The organism is Stenotrophomonas sp. 05N37 (assembly GCF_056397365.1).
The window spans coordinates 264,501-283,213 of the sequence record NZ_JBFTNG010000001.1 but is presented as its reverse complement, the minus strand read 5'-3'; the positions used below and the strand labels follow the sequence as shown (position 1 = coordinate 283,213).

15 protein-coding genes are annotated in these 18,713 nt (G+C 67.4%); 10 read left to right on the top strand and 5 right to left on the bottom strand.

The annotated features are described in order from the left end of the window. The first annotated feature begins 7 nt into the window (after positions 1-7). Positions 8-817, top strand: a complete 810-nt coding sequence (locus tag AC1DGC_RS01260) for a tRNA threonylcarbamoyladenosine dehydratase (protein ID WP_478047056.1) — start codon at positions 8-10, stop codon at positions 815-817. A gap of 136 nt (positions 818-953) precedes the next feature. Here the strand turns inward: AC1DGC_RS01260 and AC1DGC_RS01255 are convergent, their stop codons facing one another. Next, entirely contained in the window at positions 954-1,721 is a 768-nt protein-coding gene (locus tag AC1DGC_RS01255; protein ID WP_478047055.1) for a TatD family hydrolase, read from the bottom strand. Beyond that, complete coding sequence (locus AC1DGC_RS01250) at positions 1,718-1,942, bottom strand: DUF6116 family protein (protein ID WP_259203294.1); 225 nt, start codon at positions 1,940-1,942, stop codon at positions 1,718-1,720. The genes AC1DGC_RS01255 and AC1DGC_RS01250 overlap by 4 nt, the downstream gene beginning before the upstream one ends. 161 nt (positions 1,943-2,103) lie before the next feature. Between AC1DGC_RS01250 and AC1DGC_RS01245 the strand changes: the two genes are divergently transcribed. From AC1DGC_RS01245 to AC1DGC_RS01205, 9 genes are all read left to right on the top strand, one after another. Next, entirely contained in the window at positions 2,104-2,934 is an 831-nt protein-coding gene (locus tag AC1DGC_RS01245) for a glycine zipper 2TM domain-containing protein (RefSeq protein ID WP_310439266.1), read from the top strand. Positions 2,935-3,097: 163 nt separating this feature from the next. Further along, on the top strand, positions 3,098-3,643 hold the full coding sequence (locus AC1DGC_RS01240) for a GNAT family N-acetyltransferase (protein ID WP_449335714.1): 546 nt from the start codon (positions 3,098-3,100) through the stop codon (positions 3,641-3,643). A 92-nt stretch (positions 3,644-3,735) separates the two neighbouring features. Beyond that, positions 3,736-6,015 (top strand): transketolase C-terminal domain-containing protein, encoded by a 2,280-nt coding sequence (locus AC1DGC_RS01235; RefSeq protein ID WP_449335713.1) that lies wholly within the window; start codon positions 3,736-3,738, stop codon positions 6,013-6,015. 3 nt (positions 6,016-6,018) lie between these two features. Then, the gene (asnB, locus tag AC1DGC_RS01230; RefSeq protein WP_478047054.1) at positions 6,019-7,962 is read left to right on the top strand and encodes an asparagine synthase (glutamine-hydrolyzing); all 1,944 of its coding nucleotides are present in this window, start codon (positions 6,019-6,021) and stop codon (positions 7,960-7,962) included. Between the two features lie 466 nt (positions 7,963-8,428). Further along, entirely contained in the window at positions 8,429-8,989 is a 561-nt protein-coding gene (locus AC1DGC_RS01225; RefSeq protein WP_478047053.1) for an NADPH-dependent FMN reductase, read from the top strand. Positions 8,990-9,192: 203 nt separating this feature from the next. Next, positions 9,193-10,617, top strand: a complete 1,425-nt coding sequence (locus AC1DGC_RS01220; RefSeq protein WP_259203287.1) for a replicative DNA helicase — start codon at positions 9,193-9,195, stop codon at positions 10,615-10,617. Positions 10,618-11,359: 742 nt separating this feature from the next. Further along, the gene (locus tag AC1DGC_RS01215; protein ID WP_478047052.1) at positions 11,360-11,572 is read left to right on the top strand and encodes a hypothetical protein; all 213 of its coding nucleotides are present in this window, start codon (positions 11,360-11,362) and stop codon (positions 11,570-11,572) included. Then, positions 11,569-11,832 (top strand): hypothetical protein, encoded by a 264-nt coding sequence (locus AC1DGC_RS01210; RefSeq protein WP_478047051.1) that lies wholly within the window; start codon positions 11,569-11,571, stop codon positions 11,830-11,832. Before AC1DGC_RS01215 ends, AC1DGC_RS01210 begins: the two co-directional genes overlap by 4 nt. A 78-nt stretch (positions 11,833-11,910) precedes the next feature. Continuing rightward, a complete protein-coding gene (locus AC1DGC_RS01205; protein ID WP_478047050.1) occupies positions 11,911-12,831 on the top strand; it encodes a YwqG family protein in 921 nt (306 codons plus the stop codon). 225 nt (positions 12,832-13,056) lie between these two features. Here AC1DGC_RS01205 and lpdA read toward each other — a convergent pair whose 3' ends face one another. The 3 genes from lpdA to AC1DGC_RS01190 form a co-directional block, all read right to left on the bottom strand. Further along, on the bottom strand, positions 13,057-14,493 hold the full coding sequence (gene lpdA / locus AC1DGC_RS01200; protein ID WP_259203284.1) for a dihydrolipoyl dehydrogenase: 1,437 nt from the start codon (positions 14,491-14,493) through the stop codon (positions 13,057-13,059). A gap of 129 nt (positions 14,494-14,622) precedes the next feature. Further along, on the bottom strand, positions 14,623-15,831 hold the full coding sequence (gene sucB, locus AC1DGC_RS01195; RefSeq protein ID WP_259203283.1) for a dihydrolipoyllysine-residue succinyltransferase: 1,209 nt from the start codon (positions 15,829-15,831) through the stop codon (positions 14,623-14,625). A 43-nt stretch (positions 15,832-15,874) separates the two neighbouring features. Beyond that, the gene (locus AC1DGC_RS01190) at positions 15,875-18,706 is read right to left on the bottom strand and encodes a 2-oxoglutarate dehydrogenase E1 component (RefSeq protein WP_259203281.1); all 2,832 of its coding nucleotides are present in this window, start codon (positions 18,704-18,706) and stop codon (positions 15,875-15,877) included. Positions 18,707-18,713 lie beyond the last annotated feature (7 nt).

The window sequence follows — 18,713 nt, the reverse complement described above, 5'->3', positions numbered from 1 at the left end:
TTCGCGGATGAACGACGTATTGCGCGAACGATTTGCCGGCATCGACCGGCTGTATGGGGCAGGCACCGTGGACCAGCTGTCCACCCGCCGGGTGGCGGTGGTCGGCATGGGCGGGGTCGGCTCGTGGGTGGTCGAAGCGCTGGCGCGCACGGCGGTGGGGCATATGACCCTGATCGATGCCGACGACATCTGCGTGTCCAATACCAACCGCCAGCTGCCGGCGCTGGCCGGCCAATACGGGCGCAACAAGGCCGAGGCGATGGCCGAGCGCTGCCGTGCGATCAATCCGGACATCCAGGTGGATGCGATCGCCGCGTTCCTGACCGTGTCGAACATGGTGGAACTGCTGGACCGCGATTTCGACCTGGTGATCGATGCCTGCGACAGTTTCCGGGTCAAGGTGGAAACCATCGCCTGGTGCCGCCGACGCAAGCTGCCGATCCTCACCGTGGGCGCGGCCGGCGGGCGTACCGATCCGACGCTGGTGCGCATCCGCGATGTGTCGCGCACCGAGCACGACGCGATGATGGCGTTGATCCGCAAGAAGCTGCGCAGCGATTTCAACTTCCCCAAGAACGCCTCGCGCTACTTCGGCGTGCCCGCGGTGTATTCGCTGGAGAACGTGAAGTACCCGCAGGCCGATGGCAGCGTGTGCGGCATCCGCCCGAACCTCGGGGCGGACGCGGCGTTGAAGCTGGACTGCGGCGCCGGCCTCGGCGCGGCCACCCACATCACCGGGGCGTTCGCGTTCGCCGCGGTGGGCAAGGCGCTGGAGATGCTGTTGAAGAAGCCGGCGGCGGCCGCCAAGGCCGATTGAAGCCCGCGTGCCGCGCGCCGGGTAGAGCCGACCGTTGGTCGGCTGCTTTCGCGTGAACCGCCGCCCATTGGTCGGCCGCCGTTGCGTGAACCACCGGTCGGCTGCCGTTGCGCCGACAGCCGACCAACGGTCGGCGCTACGCTGCCAGGCCAAAGAGTGCGCGCGCATTGGCCGTCGTCTGCGCGGCAATCTCCTCGGCCGGCTGCCCGCGCAGCCGCGCCACCGTCTCCAGGATCACCGGCAGCCGCGAAGGCTCGTTGCGTTCGCCGCGGATGCCGGCATCGGGCTGGTCCGGGGCATCGGTTTCCAGCAGCAATTGCTCCAGCGGCATCCGTGCCACCAGCCGGTGCAGCCGCTGCGCACGGTCGTAGGTCAACGGACCGCCAAGACCCAGCAGAAAACCCAGTGTGTGCAGTTGCGCGGCCTGCTCCGGACTGCCCGGGAAGCTGTGGACGACGCCACGCAGCCCGCCCACCTGCCTGATTGCCGAGATCACCGCATCGACCGCGCGCCGTGCATGCACGATGACCGGCAGGTCGAACTCGCGGGCCAGGCGCAGTTGCCCCACGAAATACTGCTGTTGCAGCTCCGCATCCAGCCCCTCGACGAAGAAATCCAGCCCGCATTCGCCGACCGCGCACGGGCGCTCGCGCTCGATCCAGGCGCGCAGTTCGTCAAGATGCCCGGCACGGTGCTCGGCCAGGAACATCGGGTGCAGCCCGTAGGCCGGATGCAGTCCCTCGGCCGACTGGCAGGTCTGGCGCAGCTTGGGCCAACTGGCGGCGGTCACCGCCGGCACGATCTGCGTGCCCACCCCGGCCGCACGTGCCCGCGCGATCACCTCGGCGCGATCGGCATCAAACTCGCCGGCGTCGAGGTGGCAATGGCTGTCGACCAGGATCACGCGCGGCGTTTGCGCGGCAGGGCGGGCGGCACCGCTGCGCTGCGATTCTTCCAGTTGGCCAGCAGCAGCGTGCCCAGGCCCAGCAGGATCTCGTCCACGAACGGCACCGGATCGGGAATGAACAGGGTCAGCGCGAACAGGCCGGCGGTCAGCTTGAACAGCGTGGGGTAGCGCAACCGGCGCGCCCATTCCAGCATCGGCAGCAGCAGGGGATTGGCCATGACGCACTCCTCGGACAGATGCTGTAAACGCTATCACGAGCCCCATCAACACAGAACCTGAATGGGTAAGGGGGGCGTGCACGCACTGTGGAGATTCCGTTCAGGCACCGCATGCTGGAATCCGCTCAAGAACGTTGCGGATCGCCCGCAGGGAGCCGGATATGAAAAGTACCACCACCACTGCTTTGGTCGCTGCTGGCGCGCTGCTCGTCGGCGGCATCGCCACCGCTGCCTTCATGAAGAGTGGCTCGTCCGCCCCCGATCCGGTGACGGCGACGCAGACCCGGCCCACCCTGGACACCACCCCGCTGGCCGACGACGGCGCCCGCACCGATGCCGTCGCGGTGGACGACAAGGCCGGCAAGCTGGAGTACGCCGACATCGTCAAGGTCGATCCGCTGACCAGGAAGGAGAAGGCCTACGCCACGGTGATCGGTACCGAGCCGGTGCGCGAAACCTCCACCACCCAGACCCCGCATGAAGTCTGCGAGGACGTGGTCGTGCAGGAACGCCTGCCCGAGCGCGATGGCAACGTCGGCGGCACCGTGGCCGGTGCGGTCATCGGTGGCCTGCTCGGCAACCAGGTCGGCGGCGGCAACGGCCGCAAGGCCGCGACTGCCGCTGGCGCGGTGGCCGGTGGCCTGATCGGCAACACGGTCGACAAGCGTCACGTCGGTGGCCGCGTGGTCAACCGGACCGAGCGCCAGTGCCATACCGAAACGGCGACCTCCGAGTCGACCAAGGTCACCGGCTACAACGTGACCTACCGCAATGAAGACGGCACGACCGGCACGATGCGCATGGCCAGCAAGCCGGGCAACCGCATCCCGATGGGCACCAGCAACGCGGTCACCGGCTACAACGTGACCTACCGCTACGACGGCGCCGAGAAGACCGTGAAGATGGACAACAAGCCGAGCAGCGATCGCCTGCCGGTGATCGATGGCCAGCTGGTCACCCAGACTGCGGCACTGGATTCGAACAAGCAGTGATGTTTCGCGCCGCTTGATGGGGCGAGCAACAGGCCGGCCTAGTCCGGCCTGTTGCGTTTTGCTGTGGCGGCCGGCTCGACCGGCGGGCCCGATCAATGACATCCATTGGCTTGCGCGCGCGGCGTCTGCGAAGATCGATGCCGGCACGGCACGGGGCATGGGCATGAGCATCTTCGATCTGCAACTGGAAACCGACCGATTGATCCTTCGCCCGCCGCGGGCAGAGGATTTCGACGCGTTCCTGCGCTTCTGCACCGACCCGGAGGTCATGCAGCACCTCGGTGGCGTGCAGGCGCCATCGCAGGCCTGGCGCAGTTTCTGCTGCCTGGCCGGCAGTTGGCACCTGTACGGTTTTTCGATGTTTTCGGTGATCGAAAAGAGCAGCGGTGACTGGGTCGGTCGGATGGGGCCGTGGCAGCCGCTGGACTGGCCGGGCACCGAAGTCGGCTGGAGCATCCGCCGTGAAAGCTGGGGCAAGGGCTACGCGCCCGAAGCCGCCGTGGCCAGCATCGAGTGGGCGTTCGACACGCTGGGCTGGGACGAGGTGATCCACACCATCGATGCGGCCAACGAGAACTCCAAGGTCGTCGCGCGCAAGCTCGGCAGCACGCTGCTGCGGATGGGTGAACTGCCGCCCCCGCACGGTGGCAAACCGATCGAAATCTGGGGCCAGTCGCGCGGCCAATGGCGGGCGCGCCGCGGCCCCTGATGGCCATGCTGCACCCGCGCTTGGCAAGCGGCGCGGGTTGCGGCCAGACTCCCGGCGTGGTCGATTTGGCCGCGCGTCACGGAGGCTGATGGATGTTTGCCGTGGTTCCCGATCCGATTCCCGCCCGCATGAAGGCCCTCAACCGGGCCGAGATCTGCGACGCCAACTTCATCGATTTCGTGCAGCAGTGGCAGGGCGATCCGACGCCGCGGCCAGCGCCGGACGCGCCGATCCTGCCGGGCAGCACGCTGGATGCGCAGGGCTTCGATGCGCTGTTCGAGTCGCAGCTGATCAGCCGCCACCTGGACCTGATGGCGCGCGTGCTGCGCGTGCAGAACAAGGTCTTCTACACCATCGGCTCGTCCGGCCACGAGGGCAATGCGCTGGTGGCGCGGCTGGCGCGGCACACCGATCCGGCGTTCCTGCACTACCGCTCGGGCGCGTTCATGGCCGAGCGCTTCCGCCAGTTGCCGGGCATGGACCCGGTGCTGGATGCGGCCCTGTCCTTCGCCGCCAGTTGCGATGATCCGGCCAGCGGCGGGCGGCACAAGGTGTGGGGCAGCAAGCCGTTGTGGGTGCTGCCGCAGACCTCCACCATCGCCTCGCACCTGCCCAAGGCGCTGGGCACGGCCATGGCGATCGAAAGCGCGCGGCGGATCGGGCACGCGCTGCCGATTCCCGAAGACAGCGTGGTGATCTGCTCCTTCGGCGATGCCTCCTCCAACCATGCCACCGCGCAGACCGCGTTCAACACCGCCGCCTGGGCGGCTTACCAGCGACTGCCGGCACCGGTGCTGTTCGTCTGCGAAGACAACGGCATCGGTATTTCGGTGAAGACCCCGGACGGCTGGATCGCGCAGAACTTCAGCCACCGTCCGGGGCTGGACTACTTCTTTGCCGATGGCCTGGACCTGGCCAGCGGCCATGCCCAGGTGCAGCGCGCGCTGGAGCATTGCCGGCGCACGCGGCGGCCGACCTTCCTGCATCTGCGGACCACGCGGTTGATGGGCCATGCCGGTACCGATTTCGAGATCGAGTGGCGGCCGCTGCCGGAGCTGTGCGCGGCCGAAGCGGCCGATCCCCTGCTGCGCTCGGCGCAGATCGCCCTCGAATCGGGCTGGATGGACGGCACGCAGGTGCTGCAGCGCTACGAAGCGATGCGTACGCGCTGTTTTGCCGCGGCCGAAGAAGCCGACCGCCGGCCCAAGCTGGATGGCCTGGCGCAGATTCTGGCGCCGCTGGCGCCGTACTCGCCGGCGGCCGTGCAGGCCGAGGCAGGCCGCGTGGCCGCTGCCGAAGCGCGCCTGGCCGCGTTCGGCAGCGAGGCGCAGTTGCCCGAGCGGCAGCCGCCGCGGCACCTGGCGATCCAGATCAACCAAGGCCTGCACGAACTCATGGCGAAGTACCCGTCCACGCTGTTGTTCGGCGAAGACGTGGCGCAGAAGGGCGGGGTGTATACCGTCAGCAAGGGCCTGCTCAAGGCGTTCGGTCCGCGCCGGGTGTTCAACACGCTGCTGGATGAAACCATGATCCTGGGCATGGCCCAGGGCCTGGCCAACCTGGGCATGCTGCCGATCCCGGAGATCCAGTACCTGGCCTACCTGCACAACGCGGCCGACCAGTTGCGCGGTGAGGCGTGTTCGCTGCAGTTCTTCTCCAACGACCAGTACCGCAACCCGATGTTGGTGCGTATTGCCGGGCTGGGCTACCAGAAGGGGTTTGGCGGCCACTTCCACAACGACAACTCGATCGCCGCGCTGCGCGACATCCCGGGGCTGGTGGTGGGCTGCCCGTCGCGTGGCGACGACGCGGCGATGATGTTGCGCACCCTGGCCGCGCTGGCCCAGGTCGACGGACGGGTGTCAGTGTTCCTGGAGCCCATCGCGCTGTACATGACCAAGGACCTGTACGCGCCCGGCGACGGCCAGTGGCTGTTCGCCTACCCGCCGCCGGAGCAGACGATGCTGCCCGGCGAGGGCCGGGTGTACGACCCCGAGGCCAGCGACCTGGTGATCTTCACCTATGGCAATGGCGTGCCGATGAGCCTGCGCGCGGCGCGCACCCTCCAGGCCGAGCTGGGCTGGCAGGTGCGGGTGGTGGACCTGCGCTGGCTGGTGCCGCTCAATGCCGGTTTCATCGCCCAACAGGCGGCCGATGCCCAGCGGGTGCTGGTGGTCGATGAAGGCCGGCACAGCGCGGGGGTGGGGGAGGGCGTCATCACCGCGCTGGTCGAGGCGGGGCTGGGCCACCTGCCGCTGCAGCGCGTTTGCGGCGCCGACACCTATACACCACTGGCAGGGGCAGCAATGTGCGTGCTTCCAAGCGACAATGCACTGGTAAGCGCCGCCCGGGTACTGGCGCAGGACCTCTGACGCATGTGTGGATTGGCAGGAATGCTGCTGCCGGCTCCGGTAATGGAGCAGGCCGTACTGGAACAGCTGGCGCGACGCATGGGCGACGCGTTGATCCATCGTGGCCCGGATGACAGCGGGGTGTGGGCCGATGCCAGCGGCGGCGTCGCGCTGGCGCACCGACGGCTGAGCATCCTGGACCTGTCCCCGCTGGGCCACCAGCCGATGGCGTCCAACGACGGGCGCTACGTGCTCGCCTACAACGGCGAGGTCTACAATTTCGCCGCCCTGCGCGCCGACCTGGAGGCCCTGGGACATACGTTCCGCGGCCATTCCGACACCGAGGTGCTGCTGGCCGCGTTCGTGGCCTGGGGCCTGGATGCCACCCTGCAGCGCGCCAATGGCATGTTCGCCATCGCGCTGTGGGATCGCGCCGAGCAATGCCTGTGGCTGGCCCGCGACCGGGTCGGCAAGAAGCCGCTGTACTACGGCTGGGCCGGCGAGGCACTGGTGTTCGGCTCGGAGCTGAAGGCGCTGTGGCAACACCCGCACTTCGACAACGACATCGACCGCGATGCGCTGACCCTGCTGCTGAAGCTGGATTACATCCCCGCGCCGCACTGCATCCACGCGCGCTGCTTCAAGCTGATGCCCGGCCGGGTGCTGCGGCTGGATGCGGCCACGGTGGCCGCCGGTGCCGACGCTCACCGGCCGGACCAGCAGCAGGTGCCGTTCTGGAACGCGCGCGAGCGCATGCAGCAGGCCCTGGCGCAGCCATTCGTCGGCAGCGATGCCGAGGCCGAGTCGCAGCTGGATGGTGTGCTGCGTGACGCAGTGGCGTTGCGCATGGTGGCCGACGTGCCGGTCGGCGTGTTCCTGTCCGGCGGGACCGATTCGTCGGTGGTGGCCGCGTTGATGCAGGCGCAGTCGAGCACGCCGATCCACAGTTTCAGCATCGGCTTCGAGGGCTCCCACCACGACGAGGCGCCGCTGGCCAAGGCGTTGGCGCAGCACCTGGGCACCGACCACACCGAGCTGTACGTCAGCGGGGCCGACGCGCTGGCGGTGGTGCCGCAGTTGCCCACGATGTTCGATGAGCCCTTCGCCGACGCCTCGCAGGTGCCCACCGCGCTGGTGGCGAAGCTGGCGCGCGGCTCGGTGGCGGTGGCGCTGTCGGGCGACGGCGGCGATGAGCTGTTCTTCGGTTATGGCCGCTACCAGCGGGCGCTGCGCAACTGGGCGATGCTGGGCAGGGTGCCCGCGCCCCTGCGGCGCTGGATGGCCGCCCATTCCACCACCCAGGGCGAGGCCTCGCGTACCGGCGGGCTGGCCGCGTTGCTGGCCGAAACCGGGGCGCGGGGGATCGGCGATGTGTACCGCAACCGGATCTCGCGATGGCGCGATCCGGCGGCGGCGGTGAAGGGAGCTGCCGGGGCGGGCAGCTTCTATGACCTCGCCGACCCGCTGCATGGCGCCGGCTCACCGGCCGACGCGATGATGCTGGCCGACTTCAACACCTATCTGCCTGATGACCTGCTGTGCAAGGTGGACCGCACCAGCATGGCGGTCAGCCTGGAGGCACGCGCTCCGCTGCTGGACTGGCGGGTGGCCGAGTTCGCCTGGTCGCTGCCGCTGTCGATGAAGCACCGCGATGGCGTGAGCAAGTACCTGCTCAAGCGGGTGCTTGGCCGCTATGTGCCGCAGGACATGGTGCACCGCCCCAAGCGCGGCTTCGGCGCGCCGGTCAGCGAGTGGCTCAAGGGCGACCTGCGCGGTTGGGCCGATGAACTGCTCGACCCGGCCCGGCTGGCGGCCGAAGGAGTCTTCAACGTCGAGGCGGTGGTGCCGCTGTGGCAGCAGTTCCAGCAGGGCGAGCGCAAATGGCACACGCACCTGTGGAACGTGCTGATGTTCCAGGCCTGGCAGGCGCATTGGCGCCACGTCCGCGCCGGCGTCGAAGGCGGCTGACATTGCGCGCAGCCACCCATGGGGTGGCTCTACGAGGGAAGGCCGGCGGTCTGCCCCCCGCGTAGAGCCACGCCATGCGTGGCTGGGGCCGCCGACGACGCCTGACCAACAGGCAGCCCCACAGGTTGGCACCACGCAGGAAAGGCCCCCGCAGTCATGGCCCCCCGTAGAGCCACGCCATGCGTGGCTGGGACCGCCGACCACACCTGGCCAACAGACAGCCCCCAGGGTGGCACCACGCCAGGAAAGCCCCACAGTCGTCAACCCCGCGTAGAGCCACGCCATGCGTGGCTGCGACCGCCGCCGCCCCCTGACCAACAGGCAGCTCCCCACGAGCCGGCACCACCCGGCCCCCAATCAACCACAGCCCCCCGTACAGCCACGCCATGCACGGCGGCCTCACCTTCACCGTTGCCGAAGGTTGCGCCGCCTACGCTGGACCTTTCCCCCAACGGAGACATCCCCCATGGCCGAAGTGAAGATCGCAGTACTGGTCGGCAGCCTGCGCAAGGGCTCGCACAACAAGGCGCTCGCCCACGCGCTGGAAAAGCTCGCGGCCGGCAAGGCGCGTTTCGAGCACGTCGACATCGGCGACCTGCCGCTCTACAACCAGGATCTCGACAAGGATTACCCCGCCGAGGCGATACGCCTGAAAAAGCAGATCCGTGATGCCGACGCGGTCTTGTTCGTCACCCCCGAGTACAACCGTTCGATCCCCGGCGTGCTCAAGAACGCCATCGACTTCGGTTCACGCCCCTACGGCGACAGTGCCTTCGCCGGCAAGCCGGCGGCCGTGGTCGGTGCCTCGATCGGGGTGATCGGCACCGCGCTGGCCCAGCAGCACCTGCGCAACGTGCTGGCCTACCTGGACATGCCCGTGCTGGGCCAGCCGGAGGTGTTCCTGCAGGTCAAGGACGGACTGATCGACGAGGCGGGCAACATCAGCAACGCGGGCACGCAGACGTTCCTGCAGGGGTTCATCGACACCTTCCTGGCCTGGATCGCCACCCACGGCGGTCAGCATTGAGCCGGGTGCTTCTGCGATAATGGCAGGACGACGGGCGCCGCAACGGCGTCTGTCGCACTAAATGCGACGCTTGCGGCCGATGCTGCCGGCACTGCCGGTATACCCTGCTATCCACCGCTTATCCACAGGGTTGTGCATGGCTGGGGCGGTCGCTACGTGCCTACCATGCCCCATGCTCCGCACTGCAGGAAGTACACCCCCACATGTCTGCCCGTTCTGGCTTCCGTTCCGACCGCAAAGACCGCGGTGACCGCTTCGACCGCGACGAATCGCGGATCGACCAGTTGCGCGTGCCGCCGCATTCGATCGAGGCCGAACAGGCGGTGCTGGGCGGGTTGATGCTGGCACCGGAGAGCTACGACCGGGTCAACGACCAGCTGACCGAGACCGACTTCTACCGCCGCGATCACCAGATGATCTACCGCGCGATCCGTGAGTTGTCCGAGCGCGATCGTCCGTTCGATGCGGTGACCCTGGGCGAGTGGTTCGAATCGCAGGGCCGGATGGAGCTGGTGGGTGATGGCGCCTACCTGATCGAACTGGCCAGCACCACGCCGTCGGCGGCCAACATTGCCGCCTACGCCGAGATCGTGCGCGACAAGGCGGTGCTGCGCCAGCTGATCCAGGTCGGCACCGATATCGTCAACGACGGCTTCCAGCCCGAAGGCCGCGAAAGCAGCGAGCTGCTCTCGGCGGCGGAAAAGTCGGTGTTCGCGATCGCCGAGCAGGGCGCACGTGGCCGCACCGATTTCGTGGCGATGCCCGGCGCGCTGAAGGACGCCTTCGAAGAGCTGCGCAACCGCTTCGAGAACGGTGGCAACATCACCGGCCTGCCGACCGGCTATGCCGACTTCGATGCGATGACCTCCGGCCTGCAGCCGACCGATCTGATCATCCTGGCCGCGCGTCCGGCCATGGGCAAGACCACCTTCGCCCTGAACATCGCCGAATACGCCGCGATCAAGTCCAAGAAGGGCGTGGCGGTGTTCTCGATGGAAATGTCCGCCTCGCAGTTGGCGATGCGCTTGATTTCCTCCAACGGCCGCATCAACGCCCAGCGCCTGCGTACCGGCCAGCTGGAAGACGAGGACTGGAGCCGGGTCACCGGCGCGATCCGGATGCTGAAGGAAACCAAGATCTTCATCGACGACACGCCAGGCGTGTCGCCGGAAATCCTGCGCTCCAAGTGCCGCCGCCTCAAGCGCGAGCACGACCTGGGCCTGATCGTGATCGACTACCTGCAGCTGATGAGCGTGCCGGGCAACAGCGAAAACCGCGCGACGGAAATCTCGGAGATCTCGCGTTCGTTGAAGGGCCTGGCCAAGGAGCTCAACGTGCCGGTGATTGCGCTGTCCCAGCTCAACCGCTCGCTGGAAACGCGTACCGACAAGCGCCCGGTGATGGCCGACCTTCGTGAATCCGGCGCTATCGAGCAGGACGCGGACATGATCGTGTTCATCTACCGCGACGACTACTACAACAAGGAAAACTCGCCGGACAAGGGCCTGGCCGAGATCATCATCGGCAAGCACCGAGGCGGTCCGACCGGCTCGTGCAAACTCAAGTTCTTCGGTGAATACACCCGCTTCGACAACCTGTCGCACGATTCGGTGGGGTCGTTCGAATAACGCCGCAGGCCCTGCGGTGGTGTTGGCCGTGGGCTGCACTCTGGCGAATCGGGTGAAGGCGAATCCGGCGAATCCAACCCGGGAAGTGACGACCGTTGGGCGGTACGCCGCGGCACCGGTCCCGGAGCAGGGTAGAGCCGAGCCATGCTCGGCTGCTCTTCCGGCAGCGCGCCGGGCGCGTCAGCCGAGCATCGCTCGGCTCTACCTCCCGCCTTTGGTCAGCCGAGCGTGGCTCGGCTCTACCTCCCGCCTCTGGTCAGCCGAGCGTGGCTCGGCTCTACCTCCCGCCTCTGGCCAGCCGAGCGTGGCTCGGCTCTACCCCCTTTTACCTTGGCGGTGGTGTTGGCCGTAGGCTGCACTCCGGTGAATCGGGTGAATCGGGTGAATCCAACCCGGGAGGTGACGACCGTTGGGCGGTACGCCGCGGCACCAGTCCCGGAGCATGGTAGAGCCGAGCCATGCTCGGCTGCTCTTCCGGCAGCGCTCCGGGTGCGTCAGCCGAGCGTGGCTCGGCTCTACCTCGCCTCTGGTCAGCCGAGCATGGCTCGGCTCTACCTCCACGTGTAGGCAGCCGAGCACGGCTCGGCTCTGCCCCCTTCCGCTGTGTCGTGCTGTTATTCATCCGCGTATTCCCACGTTCGTCGGCGCTGGTCGATGTTCGTCGCATGCGGCTTGCCGGCCGATCGGCGCGGTCGCAGTGTAGAGCCGTGGGCAATGACGCCCCGTGCGGTGGAGACCGATGATGAAGACCCTGTTCGCGCTGGGCGTGTGGTGCCTGCTGTTCGTGCTGTGCTGGCCGCTGGCGATTCTGGCGTTGGTGGCCTGGCCGTTCGTGTGGCTGCTGAGCCTGCCGTTCCGCCTGGTCGGGATCACCTTGTCGGCGTTGTTCGCGTTCCTGCGCGCGCTGTTCATGCTGCCGGCGCGACTGCTGGGCGGCGGCCCGGTGGCCGCATGAGCCGGCTGTGCGCTGGACTGGTCGCGCTGTGGTTGGCGGCGCCTGCGTTCGCCGCCGAACCGCCCAAGGCGTGGGTGGAACGGCAGCAACCTGGTCAGGTGGGTGCCGAGCCTGCGGCTGGCAAGGACGCGCCGAAGCAACACTGCCGTGTGGTGAAGGAATGGAAAGTGGGCGAGGTGGTCGCGCAGCATCGGGTCTGTGAGGGCGCGCCGAAGGTGCCGGCTGCGGCCGCGCCGGAGACGATCCGGACACGTACGTGATGTCGATGGGCGCGGCCGGTGGCCGGCTCGTGGACATTGCGTGGAGCCGGCCAGCGGCCGGCTCTACCGGTTTTGTCGGTGCTGCGCCTAGACTGCTGTCTGCTTTCAGACAGGGAGGTGGTCATGACGCTGACTCAACACGAATTCACCGCGCTCTGCGCATCGCATGGGTTCGGCGCGCATGTCGGCGTGCTGCGGCCGTGGCTGCGGCCGCGCGTACGGTTCAGTCGCCGCGCGGAGACGGATGCACCGATCGGCGCATCGCGGATCGGCGGCGGGCCGGATGTCCCCGCCGGCTTTGAATGGCCTAACCACAAGGGCAGGGCGCTGGACTTCCTGCTGCAGATCAACCTGGCCGACGTGCAGGGTCTGCAGTGCGGGCTGGATCTGCCCGCACAGGGCGTGCTGTCGATCTTCTACGACGCCGAGACGCAACCGTGGGGCTATGACCCGGCCGATCGCAGTGGGCATGGCATCGGCCTGTTCGACGCGGACGGGTTGCAGCGCCTGCCTTCGCCGGATGCGGAGGCCGCGTTGGTGCCGTCCGCGTTGGCGTTCCATCAGGCCTGGAGCCTGGCGCATTCGTTTACGTCCGAGGGCGAAGAGGTCGCGCAGGCGCTGCGTGACGCCGGGCTGGGCTGGGACGACGCGGCCGAGGAGGGCTACTACGCACTGGTGGAGGATATCGCCGACCTGGGCTCCCCGACGCCGCGCGAGCGGCACGGCCTGGGCGGGTGGTCGCATAACGTGCAGGGCGACATGGCACTGGAAGCGCAGCTGGTCAGCCATGGCTTGTATTGCGGCGACCCGAGCGGATATGGCGATCCCCGCGCCGCTGCGCTGGCGGCCGGTGTGGCCGACTGGGCGATGCTGCTGCAGCTGGATTCGGACGACGAGGCGATGTGGGGCGATTCGGGAATGCTGTACGCCTGGGTCCGCCGGCAGGACCTGGCCGCGCGGGATCTGTCGCAGACCTGGCTGGGCTTGCAGTGCTGCTGACAAAATCGCGCCGGTAGTGCCAGCCGCTGGCCGGCTCCTCGACAGGTTGATCGAGGAGCCGGCCAGCGGCCGGCGCTACCAGAGAGGGTCGACGCGCCCGCCAGCAGCCCGGACCACCGGAGCCATGTTCGAGGCGCCGCCGGCAGTGGTTGCCACCGGGCAAGCACGCACAAAAAACCCCGCCTTGGCGGGGTTTTTCGTTTCGTTACACGATCCGCAGGGCGATCAGTTCGCCTTGTGGATGGCGCGCTTGCTCACGGCCATGGCGGCGTCGTGCACGGCTTCGGACAGCGACGGGTGGGCGTGGCAGATGCGCGCCAGGTCGTCGGCCGAGCCGCTGAACTCCATGGTCAGCACGCCTTCGTGGACCAGTTCGGAGACGTTGGCGCCGACCAGGTGCATGCCCAGGATGCGATCGGTTTCGGCATGCGCCAGCACCTTCACGAAACCGGCCGGCTCGATCATCGCCACGGCACGGCCGTTGGCGGCGAACGGGAAGCTGCCGGCCTTGTACGGGATGCCTTCGGCCTTCAGCTGCTGCTCGGTCTTGCCGACCCAGGCCAGCTCCGGCTCGGTGTAGATGACCCACGGGATGGTGTCGAAGTTGACGTGGCCCGGCAGGCCCGCGATCAGTTCGGCCACTGCGATGCCTTCCTCGAAGCCCTTGTGCGCCAGCATCGGCCCGCGCACGCAGTCACCGACCGCCCAGACGCCATCCACGCCGGTGTGGCAGTGGTCGTCCACTTCGATCTGGCCGCGCTCGTTGATCTTGACGCCGGTGCCTTCGGCCAGCAGGCCCTTGGTGGCGGCGCGACGGCCGACGGCCACCAGCAGCTTGTCCACGATCAGGCTCTTCTCGCCTTCGGCGTCGGTGTAGGTCAGGGCGACTTCCTTCTTCTTGCCCTTGGCGGTCACTTCGGCCTTGGAGACCTTGGCCCCCAGGCGGATGTCCAGGCCCTGCTTCTTGAATTCCTTGGCGGCCGCCTTGGCCACCTCGGTATCGGCGGCGGCCAGGAAGTCCGGCAGGGCTTCCAGGATGGTCACTTCCGAACCCAGGCGCTTCCAGACGCTGCCCAGTTCCAGGCCGATCACGCCGGCGCCGATCACGGCCAGGCGGGCGGGGACCTCGGTGAAGTCCAGGCCGCCGACGTTGTCGACGATGGTCTCGCCGTCGAACTTGGCGAACGGCAGTTCGATCGAATCCGAACCGGCGGCGATGATCACGTTGGTGCCCTTGAGCTCGACGATGGCGCCGTCGTGCTGGGTGACCTTGACCACGTTGCCCGGCTGCAGCTCACCGAAGCCGTAATAGGCGGTGACCTTGTTGGCCTTGAACAGCATGCCGATGCCGCCGGTGAACTGCTTGACGATCTTGTCCTTGCGGCCAACCATCGCTTCGACGTCGATCTTGGCGTCCTTGAAGCTGATGCCGTGGTCGCCAAAGATGTGGCCCATGTTCCAGAACTGGCGCGAGGAATCCAGCAGCGCCTTGGACGGAATGCAGCCCACGCGCAGGCAGGTGCCACCGAGGGCCGGCTTGCCGTCCTTGCCCAGGGCAGCGTCGATGCAGGCGGTCTTCAGACCCAGCTGCGCGGCGCGGATGGCGGCATGGTAGCCGGCCGGGCCGGCACCGATGACGACGACGTCGAATTGTTCAGCCATTGAGATATTCCTTGTTGCAGTCCCGAGCTTCGGTCGAAGCCGGTGGCGCGCAGGCGCCGGGGAGAGAGCAGGGTGCACCGTGCCGTAAAACCACTACCCCTCCGCGCAGGCGCGGAGGGGTAGGCGGTCTTACAGGCCGAACAGCATGCGGCCCGGGTTTTCCAGCTGGTTCTTGATGTCCACCAGGAACTGCACCGAGTCCTTGCCATCGATGATGCGGTGGTCGTAGGACAGCGCCAGGTACATCATCGGCGCGATCACGACCTGGCCGTTCTGGGCGATCGGACGCTCCTTGATGGCGTGCATGCCCAGGATGGCGCTCTGCGGCGGGTTGATGATCGGGGTCGACAGCAGCGAGCCGAAGGTGCCGCCGTTGGTCACGGTGAAGGTGCCGCCCTGCAGTTCTTCCAGGCTCAGCTTGCCGTCACGGGCCTTCTTGGCGTAGTCGGCGATGGTCTTCTCGATGTCGGCAAACGACATGCGCTCGACGTTGCGCAGCACCGGGGTCACCAGGCCCTTGTCGGTCGACACGGCGATGGAGATGTCCGAGTAGCCGTGATAGATGACGTCGTCGCCGTCGATCGAGGCGTTGACCAGCGGGAAGCGCTGCAGTGCGTTGGCGGCGGCCTTCACGAAGAAGCTCATGAAGCCGAGCTTGATGCCATGGGCCTTGACGAACTCGTCCTGCAGGTCCTTGCGCGCGGCCGAGACCTTGGACAGGTCGACCTCGTTGAAGGTGGTCAGCATGGCCGTGCTGTTCTTGGACTGCATCAGGCGCTCGGCGATGCGCTTGCGGATGCGGGTCATCGGCACGCGTTCTTCCGGACGTGCGCCACCGGCCTTGCCGGCGCCGCCGTTGCGGGCGAAGTTGACGATGTCTTCCTTGGTCACCGCGCCGCGACGGCCGGTGCCGTCCACGTCGGCCGGGTTCACGCCTTCGGTGATCGCGGTGAAGCGGGCACCCGGGGGCAGGGCGTCGGCGGAGGACTTGGCGGCCGGGGCCGGCGCGGCGGCAGCGGCCGGCGCAGCGGCAGCAGGTGCTGCGGCTGCCGGGGCGGCCTCGGCCTTCTTCTCTTCCGCAGCGGGGGCAGCAGCCGCGGCGCCTTCTTCGATGACGGCCACGACCTGGCTGGAGGTCACGGTGGCGCCCACCTCGAACTTGATCTCCTTCAGCACGCCATCGACTGGCGACGGCACTTCCAGGACGACCTTGTCGGTTTCCAGATCAAGCAGGTTTTCATCGCGCTTGACGGCATCGCCGACCTTCTTGTGCCAGGTGGCGATGGTGCCGTCGGCGACGGATTCGGGCAGTACCGGGGCTTTGACTTCGGTGGCCATGCGGGAGCTTCCTGGTTTGTCTTTTCTAGAATGAGGGAGGGGGTTATTCAGCGACCGAGTCGTTGAACGGGTTGACCAGGGCATCGGCGATCAGCTTCTGCTGTTCGATGATGTGGTCCGCCATGTGTCCAGCGGCCGGCGACGCCGAACGGGCGCGACCTGCGTAATGGATGCTCTGGCCATCGGCCAGGCAGGCCTGCAGGTGGTGGCGGATCTGGTACCAGGCACCCTGGTTCTGCGGCTCTTCCTGACACCACACCACATCGGCCGCCTTGCCGTACTTCTTCAGTTCTGCGGCCAGGGCCACGCGCGGGAACGGGTACAGCTGTTCGACGCGGATGATGGCCACATCGTCCTGGCCACGCTTGGTCTGGTCTTCCAGCAGGTCGTAGTAGACCTTGCCCGAGCACAGCACCACGCGCTTGACCTTCTTGGCCTCTGCGTTGGCATCGCCAATCAGGTGCTGGAACTCGCCATTGGCCAGTTCTTCCAGGCTGGACACGGCCAGCTTGTGGCGCAGCAGCGACTTGGGCGACATCACGATCAGCGGCTTGCGGGTGGTCATGCGCATCTGGCGACGCAGCATGTGGTACGCCTGCGCCGGGGTCGACGGCACGCACACCAGCATGTTCTCCAGCGCGCACAGCTGCAGGAAACGCTCCAGGCGTGCGGAGCTGTGCTCCGGGCCCTGGCCTTCGTAACCGTGCGGCAGCAGCAGGGTCAGGCCGGTGATGCGGCCCCACTTGGCTTCGCCGGCAGCGATGAACTGATCGATCACCACCTGGGCGCCGTTGGCGAAGTCGCCGAACTGGCCTTCCCAGATGCACAGGGTGTTCGGATCGGTGGTGGAGAAGCCGTACTCATAGGCCATCACTGCTTCTTCGCTGAGCAGCGAATCGATGATGGTGGCCTGTTCCGGCGACTCGACCAGCTGGCGCAGCGGCAGGTAGTAGTTGTCGGTCTTCTGGTCGTGCAGGATCGCGTGGCGGTGGGTGAACGTACCGCGGCCGACGTCCTGGCCGACCAGGCGCAGGCTGTTGCCTTCGTCCAGGACGGTGGCGTACGCCAGGTTTTCGGCAAAGCCCCAGTCGCCCGGGATCTCGCCGGCAGCCATCTTGCGACGGTCGTCGTACACCTTGGCCACGCGCGAGTGCAGTTCCACGCCTTCGGGCACGGTGTTGATCAGCGTGGCGAGCTGCTTGACCTTCTCCATGCCGACGGCGGTGGAGACCGCGTCGGAGAGCTTGCCGTTGAGCAGCTTGGGCCAATCGACGTACATCCTGCTGGTGGCCGGGGTCTTTTCGACCTGGGCCAGCTCGGTGGTCACTTCACCGGCATCGAGCTTGTTGCGGTAGGCATCGACCATCGCCTTGCCGCCGCCCGCTTCGATCACGCCGGCAGCTTCCAGCGCCGCGGCGTACAGCTCGCGGGTGGTCTGGTGCTTGCGGATCACCTGGTACATCAGCGGCTGGGTGATCGCCGGTTCGTCGGCCTCGTTGTGGCCCCAACGGCGGTAGCACATCAGATCGATGACCACGTCCTTGGCGAACTTCTGGCGGAACTCGAAGGCCAGCTGCGCGGCGAACACGACCGCTTCCGGGTCATCCCCGTTCACGTGCAGCACCGGCGCGGCGATCATCTTGGCCACGTCGGTGGCATAGCGCGTGGAGCGCGTGTCCAGCGGGTTGGAGGTGGTGAAACCGACCTGGTTGTTGACCACGATGTGCACCGTGCCACCGACGGCGAAGCCGCGGGCCTGGGACATCTGGAACAGCTCCATCACCACGCCCTGGCCGGAGAAGGCCGCGTCGCCGTGGATCAGGATCGGCATCACCTGCTTGCGGGCGGTATCGCCACGACGTTCCTGGCGCGAGCGCACGCTGCCGGCCACGACCGGGTCGGCGATTTCCAGGTGCGACGGGTTGAACGCCAGCGCCAGGTGGACGGCGCCGCCCGGGGTGGAGACGTCGGCAGAGAAGCCCATGTGGTACTTCACGTCACCGGCCGAGGCGTGGTCGTCGTGCTCGAACTTGCCTTCGAACTCGTCGAACAGCTTGCGCGGGCTCTTGCCCAGCGTGTTGACCAGCACGTTCAGACGGCCGCGGTGGGCCATGCCGATCACCACGTCCTTGACGCCATCCTTGCCGGCGTCACGGATGATGGTGTCCATCATCGGGATCAGCGCATCGCCGCCTTCCAGCGAGAAGCGCTTCTGGCCGACGTACTTGGTGTGCAGGTAGCGCTCCAGGCCCTCCGCCGCGGTCAGGCGCTCCAGGGTGCGGCGCTGGGTGTCGGCATCCAGGTTGTAGTTGCCACCGGCCGTTTCCAGGCGCTGGTACAGCCACTGGCGCTGCTCGACCTCGGAAATGTGCATGAATTCCGCACCGATCGAGCCGGTGTAGGTCTTCTTCAGGCGCTCCAGCAGGTCGCGCAATTTCATCCGCGGCTGGCCGGCGATGCCGCCGGTGCTGAACTCGCTGCCCAGGTCGCTCTCGGACAGGCTGTGGAACGGCAGCCCCAGGTCCGGCGGGTTGGTCGGCGGGGTCAGGCCCAGCGGGTCCAGGCGGGCACCGAGGTGGCCACGCGAACGGTAGGCGGTGATCAGACGGCCGACATTGCGCTCGCGCTCATCGCCGGCACCGGTGGCCGAACCGCTGTTGACAGCGTTCTTGGCAGCGTCGGTGATGTGGGCGATGACGGCCGAGTGCGGAATGTCACCGGCTTCGCGGCCCTTGAAGCCGTCGAAGTAGGTCTTCCATTTGGGATCGACACTGTCCGGAGAAACGAGGTACTGCTCGTACAGATCCTCGATATAGGAGGCGTTGCCGCCGGCGAGCTGCGAAGACTGCGCAAACTGCTTCAGTAGATTGTCCACGATGGAG

What these genes read in the sequence shown, in the direction of transcription:
- AC1DGC_RS01260 (WP_478047056.1), top strand. Translation starts at nt 8, where the DNA reads ATGAACGACGTATTGCGCGAACGATTTGCCGGCATCGACCGGCTGTAT.
- AC1DGC_RS01250 (WP_259203294.1), bottom strand. Translation starts at nt 1,942, where the DNA reads ATGGCCAATCCCCTGCTGCTGCCGATGCTGGAATGGGCGCGCCGGTTG.
- AC1DGC_RS01245 (WP_310439266.1), top strand. Translation starts at nt 2,104, where the DNA reads ATGAAAAGTACCACCACCACTGCTTTGGTCGCTGCTGGCGCGCTGCTC.
- AC1DGC_RS01240 (WP_449335714.1), top strand. Translation starts at nt 3,098, where the DNA reads ATGAGCATCTTCGATCTGCAACTGGAAACCGACCGATTGATCCTTCGC.
- AC1DGC_RS01235 (WP_449335713.1), top strand. Translation starts at nt 3,736, where the DNA reads ATGTTTGCCGTGGTTCCCGATCCGATTCCCGCCCGCATGAAGGCCCTC.
- asnB (WP_478047054.1), top strand. Translation starts at nt 6,019, where the DNA reads ATGTGTGGATTGGCAGGAATGCTGCTGCCGGCTCCGGTAATGGAGCAG.
- AC1DGC_RS01225 (WP_478047053.1), top strand. Translation starts at nt 8,429, where the DNA reads ATGGCCGAAGTGAAGATCGCAGTACTGGTCGGCAGCCTGCGCAAGGGC.
- AC1DGC_RS01220 (WP_259203287.1), top strand. Translation starts at nt 9,193, where the DNA reads ATGTCTGCCCGTTCTGGCTTCCGTTCCGACCGCAAAGACCGCGGTGAC.
- AC1DGC_RS01215 (WP_478047052.1), top strand. Translation starts at nt 11,360, where the DNA reads ATGAAGACCCTGTTCGCGCTGGGCGTGTGGTGCCTGCTGTTCGTGCTG.
- AC1DGC_RS01210 (WP_478047051.1), top strand. Translation starts at nt 11,569, where the DNA reads ATGAGCCGGCTGTGCGCTGGACTGGTCGCGCTGTGGTTGGCGGCGCCT.
- lpdA (WP_259203284.1), bottom strand. Translation starts at nt 14,493, where the DNA reads ATGGCTGAACAATTCGACGTCGTCGTCATCGGTGCCGGCCCGGCCGGC.
- sucB (WP_259203283.1), bottom strand. Translation starts at nt 15,831, where the DNA reads ATGGCCACCGAAGTCAAAGCCCCGGTACTGCCCGAATCCGTCGCCGAC.